This is a genomic window from Nonomuraea cypriaca, assembly GCF_015645445.1.
GTDB lineage: Bacteria > Actinomycetota > Actinomycetes > Streptosporangiales > Streptosporangiaceae > Nonomuraea > Nonomuraea cypriaca.
In genome coordinates, this window is record NZ_JADOGI010000336.1 from 1 (window position 1) to 8,970 (window position 8,970).

Consider the following 8,970-nt stretch of genomic DNA (forward strand, 5'->3'; position numbering starts at 1 on the left):
ACCCCGCCTGACGACAGAGATCGTGGAGAGCCCGTTGCCGAGAGATCGGCACGGCGGGTTCGGCGAGCGGCCTGGGGAAACGGACCGAGAGCAATCCCGGCACCGCGCCCCAGGCCGACTCAACAGCCGGATCGGCGGGAGCCCTGCTTGGTAGCACAGCCAGTAGAAGCGGTCGGTCACATGCTGTGGATGCAGCGGTCGGCCCATCTCATCGGTGAAGACGAAGTCGCTATCGACCCAGTCTTCGCCTGCGGCCAGCCGTTCCCGGGCCTGGCGCTTACGGTGCTCCTTGAGCAGGGCCATCGTTTCGGCGTCGACCGCGATCTCGCGGTCGCTGGCATCGGTTTTCGGACTGCCTTGGATCGGGGTCCAGCCGAGCTGGGTGATCTGCCAGTGGATGCCGATCCTTGATGTCGCGAAGATGATGTCCGGCCAGCGGAGGCCGGCTCCTTCGCCGCGTCGCAGGCCGCGTACGGCGATCAGCCGATACAGGGCGAACAGCCGGTCCCGGCGAGCGTAGGCGAGGAAGGCTGACGTCTGCTCGGTGGTCCACACCATGACGGGCGAGGGCCGGGGAGTGCTGACGAAGGCGGCGATCGGGTCGACGCGCTTGCCGTCGCGTGCCTGCTTGAGGCGATCCCGGTGTTCGGCGTGGTCTTTCCGCCATTGCGTCACCTTCTCCTCGGTCCAGACGACCGGCTTGGGCCGGTCGATCGGTGTCATCTCGACGACGGCGGCGGGGTTGAAGTCCAGGAGCCTGTCCTGGCGGATCGCGATGTTCAGTGCGTGCCGCAGGGTGGCCCGGATGCGGTGCATGCTGGTGGGGCCGACCGGACGCCGATACTTGACTGCTGCCACGCGGGTGGGGTCGCCGCTGGCGCGTTCGGTGGCGATGATGTCGTTGAACTCCTCGATTGCATCGAACATGCTCGCGATGTCGGAGACGTGAAGCCGGTCCAGCCGGATGTCTCCGAGGTAGGGGTTGAGGTAGAGGCGGACGTGGGATTCGTAGGAGCGTTTCGTTGTCGCCTCGATGGCGCGCTTGCGCTTGAGGAATTCCTCCAGCCACTCGGCCACGGTGATGTGCCGGTTGAGGTCTTGGCGCGTGCGGACCTTGCGTCTCACTTCCTCGGTGTCGGGCAGGCTCTTGGTGTCTTTGAGGACCGACAGCATCAGCTTGGTGATCTGCCGCCGTACGGCGGGGTCGTTGTCGAGGGTGAGCAGGCCGCGGGCGTGGTCCAGTTCGGACCCGGCATCCTCGAGCGTGGCGAATCCGCTGCGCCGCAACGGGTTACGCCGCTTGCCGTCGGTATGGGCGGGCAGTTCCAACTGGTAGCCCCAGGAGCCGTGTGTGGTACTCCACCGGGCTCCTCCGTCGTCGTGCGGGCGGCGCAGCTTCGGGCAGTGCTTCCCGAGCCGCTTGCCGGTGGCCGGGTCCTTGCAGGCGCACGTTTTGAAGGTGGTGCCCTTGGCTACGGTCGGCTCTTTGGCTGCTGTCGTTTCCGGAGCTTTCGCCATCGAGGTCATCCTTCCTTGCTTGTCAGACGGGCTTCACTGCCGTCCGGATGGGTGTGGTCGAGTAGCGCCCGCAGCCCGCGTACCGGTACTGCGTACCGGCCACCGATGCGCAGCACGCGGCACGGAAACTGCCCCGCGCGGGCGAGGCGGTAGGTCTTGGTGCGGCCCATGCCGAGCAGCCGTCCGGCTGCGAGCAAGCTGATCACCTCTGGCGTTGCCTGCTGCGTGGGGTGGCTGGTTGGGGTTGTGCTGGTCATGCATCACCTCCGTGACGTCGATGGACAGGTCTGCGGCCATATGGGCCGTGTGTTCCTGGCGGGCTGTGGTGGGCGCTACGCCCCCGACCCGGCCCCGCGTGGCCCGTGGGGCGGGATGTGGTTGCCGGTCATCGACGGGCGGCCACAGCCCGGGTTCGGGGCCTGGTAGCGGGGCGGCGGGTGCGTGGGCGGGTGGTATCGACGCCCACCTCCATGGCCCGCGTCAAGCGAAATCCACAGGTTCAGCCCGCGCTCCAGCGCCCGGCCCGAATCCGGGCCCGAACGCCGGAACAATCCGCGCTACTCCAGCTCAGGCTCAGCTCCACGAGCGGATGTGCCCATGCGTGGCCGCCCCGTACGGGTGAGGTGAGCTCCAGCGCCGCCCGCCCGGCCAGATCCGGTGGCAGCCGGGCGATGTGCCGGGAACCCCCCGGCCACCACTCGTCCCGAAGCCGGATGCCCCTGCTTGCGGGCGTGGCCGAGGTTCGCCACGGCCAGACGCGCCCACCTCTCCTCGTACTCCACACCCACGGCGTGTCTGTCGAGGTGAGTGGCCTCGACCAGGGTGGTGCCGATCCCGCACTTCGGGTCGATGCCCATTCTCCGGGTGCGGTGTAGGCGGCGATCGTTGTGGCGGCGATGGAAGGCAGCATCTTGCCCGGATGCCGCATCGACTTCGGCACGTACCGGCCCCACCGTTGCACCCGCGACGTTCTGCTGGCCGGTCGCCCACACCGACGTTGTCATCTCGATCATGAACGCTCACTTCCGTCCGCGCTGCCGTCCGCTGAGCGGCTCCGCAGGCCCCCGTTTCCGGTTCGGATGAACTCGGAGGCGTCTTCGGCCGGGTGAACAGCAGCACGTCACTGCGCACGTGCGCTCGCCGGCAATCCGGCGCACTCCGGCAGCTCGTGCGAAGCGGCCAGGCCACGATCGGAGACGTCAGGGTGGATGTGCTCGCCCTGTGCGGGCTGGCGTAGGGCGATGAGGTACTGCAGATACACCAGGCCCGCGGCGCGTGTTTGGGCGATGATCTCCGGCAGCGGATCAACCACGCGGTCAGTGCGGTGCAGGCCGGTGAGCACGACCAGATGCTCGCCCGGCTTGACCAGCTCTGCCTCGTGGGTGACCTCCGGGACCTCGACCGCGTCGTCGAAGGCCGGTCGGCCATCCGCGAGCAGGAGCTGTCGGCAGGTGTGCTCAACCACGACCAGGACCGCGCTTGCGATGAGGTCGGCGAGCACCCTCTGCTCATCGTTGCCGGGGTCGATGAGGCGCAAGTTGGTGACCTCCAGGGCGTAGCCTGGGTGGGTGCGCGCCAGCCGGTCCAGGTCACGTCCGCCCAGTTGGCGTCGGTGAAGACGGCTACCGGCAGGCAGCCTGCCGTCAGCGCGGCCGAGATGACCTGATGATCGGTGGCGCCCAGGTGAGTGATCGTCTCGCCCATGCGAGTGCAGGTGGCGATGCGATGGCGGGCTGGCCGCCCGCTGACCGGATGACAACAACCGCTCTCCCAGGTGCTGGCTGATTCGGTGTCGGCTGCGGCCAGCCAGACGGTCAGTGGCAGATGTCCCCCCCGTGGGGTCGTGAACCTCGCGACGTACGGTGAGTGCGCCGCAAGAGTGGCTGGTCGAGGCGATGGGTTCGGTCATGTGGGCGTGGCCCGAGTACCGGGTCAGCGATCCCTGTCACTTATCCAAATACCTGTCTCGAGGCCCGAGTTAGGACAAGCCGTCAAGCAAAGATCTTGTAATGCCTGTCCGTGCCGCGCTTGTTCTGGGCTCTGCCGCGCAGTCGTTCGCCTGGCTACAACCAGGCTGGGGTGGCAGGCGGGTGCGTCGCGGCCCGGCCGTCTTCCGTCCCGGGCCAGCACCCAGAACCATCGTGGTTCAGCCGCCAACACCACTCCGCCTTGGGCCTTGTTTTCGCAGGTCACAGCGTTTTCGGGCAGTCTCCGGGCAAGATCCGTCACCAATCACACGACGGAGTATCCTGATTTTTTGCAGCGAAGGTTGAGCATTATCACCGAAGGCTGATGACCGCCCGGTTTCTCACCGATGGTTAAGCGCGCAGGTCAGGTCAGAGCGCGCGGCGGCGAACCTCGGGACAAGAGAACCGGGCGGCCCCAGGCACATACGCGACCGTGCCGCCACGTCCCGAAGGCGCTGCACAGTCCTCTCACCTGCGGCGTTCCCCTCACTCAAACTTCGCTGACTCGCGCCGCCTGGACATGATGAAGGTGTGGAACGACTAGGGGAGCTTCAGCCCCACGACATCCATCTCGTGCACCAGGGCTCGCCTTGAGCATTGATCTTGGCAGGAAGGCAGCGCTGCAATGGGGCAGCAGGGCGGTGCGAGGGCCAGTGACCGATGTAGCTCGCGCCGCTTGAGCCCGCTCATTGTCGGTTACTGTCGGATGCTCCCTCGGTTACTGTCTTCACGCCGTCCCGGTCGAGGGCCTCCACAAGATCCGCAAGTGTGATGAACACGTTGGGAGTTACGCCTTTGCTTTTCATGATCTGCCGGAGCTGCGTTCCCGTGTGACGCTCTGCAGCCACGTAGTCGCAGTAACCTGCTGCGCACGAGAGGTACATCATGTCGATCAGGTCGTTTCCCTTCCATCGGTTCTGGCGATCGAGGTAGCGCAGCCGGAATAGCGCCGACAAGTTCGACACGAATGGCATCGTCTCGGTCTGCTGGAGCAACTCCTTGGAATCCCGGGCAAACGATGTTGGGGCGACGCCGACCCGTGCTGCGGCTTTGGCGAGCACCTGGATATTGTCGGTCCAGAAGAATCCTGCGGCCTGCTTTCGCCGATCTGTATCGGGGAGTCGCTGTCCGGCGAAGTAGTCAGTAATCTCCTGATTGCGCTGAACCCATGCGGACACGTCGCCCTTCGCCTCAGCGGTGGTGTCGATCAGGCACGACAACGTGGTGGAAGGTTCGGAGAGGACGAGCTGGAACAGATCCCAGTCGTTGTCGATCTCGTATGCTCGCACGCCGTTGGCGAGGAAGGCCTGTGGCTCGGTGGTGACGACAGGCAGCTGCGAGAATGCCGGCAACGGAGCGTCTTCGTGCGTTGCCAGCATCATGGCCACTTCGTTGTCCCAGACCGTCATGGGGGAGCGAAGCTCCCAGCCTCCGGCCAGCTTGGCCATCGCGAGTCCCAAGTTGTAGCGACGATCACCATGGAGCGGGTACGTCTCGGTAAGGTGCGCCGACGAGAGCGGCAGGACGATACCGGCGTCGGTGGCAAGTTCGATGATCCGCATCGCGGCGGTGAGTTCATCCTTGTTCGCAACCTTACGGGGGTCAACCATCGCCCATGCGAGCTTGCTCCAGTGATTCTGATCGAGGTAGACGGCCGGTCGCCCCTTGTCTGTGCTGATAGGGCTGTACGCCTCCGACACGAGCGTGTCGCCCCTGCGTGTCGTGCTGATCACCCACCAGTGCTCCCAGTCGAAGACCGACTGTGCGACCTGGTTCTCTGGCCAGGCTGTCGTCGGTAGCGTCCCGGCGAGACGTTGTCCGTCCGTCGTGACCACCACATATTCATTGCGCACGAAGTCGACCGCCCAGTGCTGGAATCGGTCGGCAGAAAGGACAGGTACGTCGGCCATGAGTCGATAGTGCCGCGCTGGTGCGACAAGACAACCGCGCAACCCCCCGGGATCCTTTAGTCGCACTGCTGCGAGGCATGAGTCGTGCCAGCCTGTAGATCTTCTCGGGGCGCTCGCGGTCGTCGATGCGCCTGACGGTCAGCAGGGGCCGACGGGAGAAGGAGCCGAGGAGATCCCGCAGTACATGACGGGCATTCGCCTGGGTAAGGGGCGCTGCGCAAAGAGCGCCCTCCCGATGGCCGGGCGATGGTAGGACGCCGAACTGGTCCATCAACCCCCTGAGCGAGTCGCCGAGTCGTTTCGCCGTTTCGACAGCTACGAACCGCGAAGCCGCTCTATCTCCGCCTCCAACTCGCGAACCTTCGCCTCCAACTCAGCTCTCGTGGGCTTCCGGGCCGCAGTGGGACGGCGAGGCGACTTGGCAGGTACCCGCTTCGCGACGCCGGGTGGCTCCTCCACGAGGCCGATGGCCTCACCGTCCACGATGGTCGCCGGATCGAGGCCGCACTCAGGGCACGACGTGGAACCTGTGAACGCCGAGTGAAGCGTCTTGTGTGTGTAATGCGATTGCTTCTCCACGACGTGGCCGCAGTACAACCGGAGGCGCCATCGCATCAGTTCATGGGGCTGCTTGGGAGCGCCGAGGATACGGCCGAGATTCTCGATTTGCCGTGGCGAGAGTGGCGGTGACGGGCAACACTTGCCGCAGTGCATGGTCAGCGATCCCGAGACCGAGTGGCGCATCGCGTGACAGTCGCCGTGCACCTTTCTGAACCGGACCTCCTCAGCGTCGTAGCGGATGCGCTCTTCTTCTGTGAAGTACATGGTGCCCTTGAATTCCCATGGCTTCTCGTCTCGATACGGAAGACCGCAACCGGGACATGGCTCGCCCGCAATGTAGGCCTCCCACGTCAACGGACCGACATCGCACCGCACCGCTTCGCGGATACGCTCGGACTCCTTCTGGACACGCTCGTGCTTTCTGGTCAGTTCGAATGGTGCGTCGAAGTCGCCGCGCCGCTCGTACTCAGTGAGGTCAACCATGACTTCGACCATAGGGGCACCTGCGTCCGAGTTCGAGGGGTTACACCTGAAGGCTCTCCCAACCCATGGAGGTGCACCAGCCAAGCGGCCTGCGCCTTAGCCTGGATCCACGGCTTGAAATTGCTGTATGTGTTGCGAAATAACGCGAAGTGTCCTCTGACCTGGGAAGATTGGAGTTCTCTACGCTTCAATCAGCCAGCTTAGGAAGGCACCTTGTAAGTGCGATTCTCCCACGCCGGAGCAACACCCACGCGATCTTCGATGAAGAGCATCTGATCTCCTACGGCGGCCTGGCCACAGCGCTGCGGCTGGCCGAGCGGGCGGGCCTGGAGCGCCTGGTCGGCGAGCAGGTGGTTCCAGCAGCGGCAGACGGGGTGAACGCTCCCGCGAAGATCGCCTCGATCGTGGCCGGGATGGCCTGCGGCGCCGACAGCATCAACGACCTGGACACGCTGCGGCACGGCGGGATGGGCGAGCTGTTCGACGGCATCCGCGCGCCGTCCACACTGGGATCGTTCCTGCGCGCCTTCACCTGGGGCAACGTACGACAACTGGACAAGGTCGCCCGGCAGGTGCTCGCGGCGCTGGCCCAGCACACGCCGCTGCTGCCGGGCAAGGAAGTCCTGGCGTACTTGGACATCGACTCCATGCAGCGACGCACCTACGGCCATGCCAAGCAGGGCTCCGGGTTCGGCCATACGAAAATCCAAGGCAAAAGTGTCCTGGTCCGCGGGCTGAACGTGCCTGTTGAACGCGTCCGACCGGCCGCCGCACAGCCCGGCACGGACACGTGGGCGAACCCACCGCCCCGGCCATGGCCACGGCGGATCGCGCGGATGACGGTCCTCTATGGCCGCAACGGGCACCTTCATCGCGTTGTCCGGCACGGCGAGGGCGGCTATCCGCCGGGTGAGCTGCTCGTTTCTTCCTCGGAACACATGGTTGCGCAGAGCGATGTGTCCGATACTGTTCGGGAATATCTCGTGGTGGCATCAGGTGAAGGAGACGCCTGCGTGTGTGCGATGCGGTTCGCCCCGTCCCAGCTCATCGTCGGCCTCTCCTACGATCTGAACAACCCGATGAAGATCCGCGCCAAGCACAAGGTCACCGGCATGCTTCTCCTCGACCGTGACCACGCCCGCCGCCTGGAGAAGGGCTGGAACGTCCCCGGCGTCTACCTCCTGCTCGACCGCCCGGACAGCGAGGGCCGGTGGGGCGCCTACGTTGGCAAGGCCAGCATCCCCGGGCTCCGTCACCGGGTGCTGCAGCAGCTTAAGGATCGCGCTCACTGGTACCGGGCGCTGCTCATCCGCTACAAATCCAACGACAACGAGACGCTCGACAGCAGCGAAGCCGGATGGCTGGAAGGACGCCTGTACGACCATCTGGCCAAGGCCGGGCAGGTCCGTCTGCACAACCGCAACCGGCCCCGCGACCCCACCCTGTCCGACGTCGATGAGACCAGCCTCATCGACTACCTGCTGCCCATCGAGTCCGTGCTCCGGCTCATCGGCCACACCCTCTACCCGCGCCCCGCAGGCGCCCCCGACGGCGGTGGCCCCCTCTTCAAGAAGATCGAGCCTGAGCCGGACAAGCCCGCCCGCTACGTCAGTCCCCTCGGTCTGGGGCCCAACCCGTATCTGATGCGCGATCCCACGTCTGAAAAGGTGATGTAGAAGGTCGCGCTCATAATGGCGGGCAAACACCCCCGCGTGATGGGGCACGCCCCGGACAGACCGACCTGATCCGGTGACGCAGGAGGTGTGCCCCGCCCAGCGCACTTGGATTGTGCTGGACGGGGCATGCCACCTACGCCACCGGCTCAGGCGCTACCAACCAGGTTCTCCTCGTCGCCCTCTACCATGTTCTCCTCGGCGTCCTCGTCGAGGTTCTCGATGTCGGCGAGATCTTCCTCGGCCGGTTCTTCGCCGCCGCAGATGCGGCAGGCGCGTTCCTCCTCGGCGGTGAGCACCACCGCGGACAACTCCTCGACGCCGATGGTCAGGGCCTTGCACAGGCGGTGCCAGCCGTCGATGATCGGCATGCCGCCGGTCGGGACTGTGGCCACGATCAGCGGCTGCGACAGATCCACCACGGCGGCGTGCTCCGGGTCGATGACGATCAGGTTGAGCATGCCCGCCCACCATTCGGTCACGATCCGCCCCTCTGGGACCCGGCCCTGGGTGATCTGCTTGGCTGCGGTGATGTCCCAGCGCCAGCCGAGCATCTGGAAGATCTCCACCCGCGAACTGTCCGCCCGCCTCGGCGCGAGCTCGGTTGCGGTGGTGCTCTCCAGCGCGGCGGGTGTGGGGTCGCCGGTAGCGGTGTCGTGGCGGGTCATGCCGTGGCCTCCTGCCCGGCCGAGGCGCTCGGAGACTGCTGCGTTGAGCAGGCCGGCACGAGTGTCTCGGCCTGGGCGAGGAAGGCGCGGGCGGCGCCTTGCCGGATGAGGGCGAGGCTGTGGTCGAGGTGGGCCAGCGCGAACGCGCGCTCATCCTCTTGCCCGCGCGTGCGCCCGTCCTGGCTGGGGT

8 protein-coding genes are annotated in these 8,970 nt (G+C 65.9%); 1 reads left to right on the plus strand and 7 read right to left on the minus strand.

The genetic code is table 11. From position 1 onward, the window contains the following. The 5 genes from ITP53_RS51395 to ITP53_RS51415 form a co-directional block, all read right to left on the minus strand. Positions 1-1,518 (minus strand): tyrosine-type recombinase/integrase (locus tag ITP53_RS51395; protein WP_195902792.1); only part of this gene is annotated, 1,518 nt, incomplete at its 3' end. 5 nt (positions 1,519-1,523) lie between these two features. Continuing rightward, entirely contained in the window at positions 1,524-1,775 is a 252-nt protein-coding gene (locus ITP53_RS51400) for a helix-turn-helix domain-containing protein (RefSeq protein WP_195902793.1), read from the minus strand. Positions 1,776-2,638: 863 nt separating this feature from the next. Continuing rightward, positions 2,639-3,019 carry a hypothetical protein gene (locus ITP53_RS51405; protein WP_195902794.1) on the minus strand — a complete coding sequence of 127 codons (381 nt, stop codon included), beginning with the start codon at positions 3,017-3,019 and terminating at the stop codon, positions 2,639-2,641. 1,152 nt (positions 3,020-4,171) lie between these two features. Then, positions 4,172-5,395, minus strand: a complete 1,224-nt coding sequence (locus ITP53_RS51410; protein WP_195902795.1) for a hypothetical protein — start codon at positions 5,393-5,395, stop codon at positions 4,172-4,174. Between the two features lie 315 nt (positions 5,396-5,710). After that, entirely contained in the window at positions 5,711-6,451 is a 741-nt protein-coding gene (locus ITP53_RS51415) for a hypothetical protein (protein ID WP_195902796.1), read from the minus strand. A 158-nt stretch (positions 6,452-6,609) separates the two neighbouring features. Here ITP53_RS51415 and ITP53_RS51420 point away from each other — a divergent pair, with 158 nt between their 5' ends. Continuing rightward, the gene (locus ITP53_RS51420) at positions 6,610-8,115 is read left to right on the plus strand and encodes a hypothetical protein (protein ID WP_195902797.1); all 1,506 of its coding nucleotides are present in this window, start codon (positions 6,610-6,612) and stop codon (positions 8,113-8,115) included. A 146-nt stretch (positions 8,116-8,261) separates the two neighbouring features. On the opposite strand, the gene ITP53_RS51425 is transcribed toward ITP53_RS51420, so the two are convergent. After that, entirely contained in the window at positions 8,262-8,780 is a 519-nt protein-coding gene (locus tag ITP53_RS51425) for a ParB N-terminal domain-containing protein (protein WP_195902798.1), read from the minus strand. Continuing rightward, positions 8,777-8,970, minus strand: a 194-nt coding sequence (locus ITP53_RS56670; RefSeq protein ID WP_207757611.1) for a hypothetical protein, incomplete at its 5' end; no start/stop codon positions are given. The genes ITP53_RS51425 and ITP53_RS56670, both read right to left, overlap by 4 nt.

Coding starts and splice junctions, on each gene's coding strand:
- ITP53_RS51400 (WP_195902793.1), bottom strand. CDS start 1,775: ATGACCAGCACAACCCCAACCAGCCACCCCACGCAGCAGGCAACGCCA.
- ITP53_RS51410 (WP_195902795.1), bottom strand. CDS start 5,395: ATGGCCGACGTACCTGTCCTTTCTGCCGACCGATTCCAGCACTGGGCG.
- ITP53_RS51415 (WP_195902796.1), bottom strand. CDS start 6,451: ATGGTCGAAGTCATGGTTGACCTCACTGAGTACGAGCGGCGCGGCGAC.
- ITP53_RS51425 (WP_195902798.1), bottom strand. CDS start 8,780: ATGACCCGCCACGACACCGCTACCGGCGACCCCACACCCGCCGCGCTG.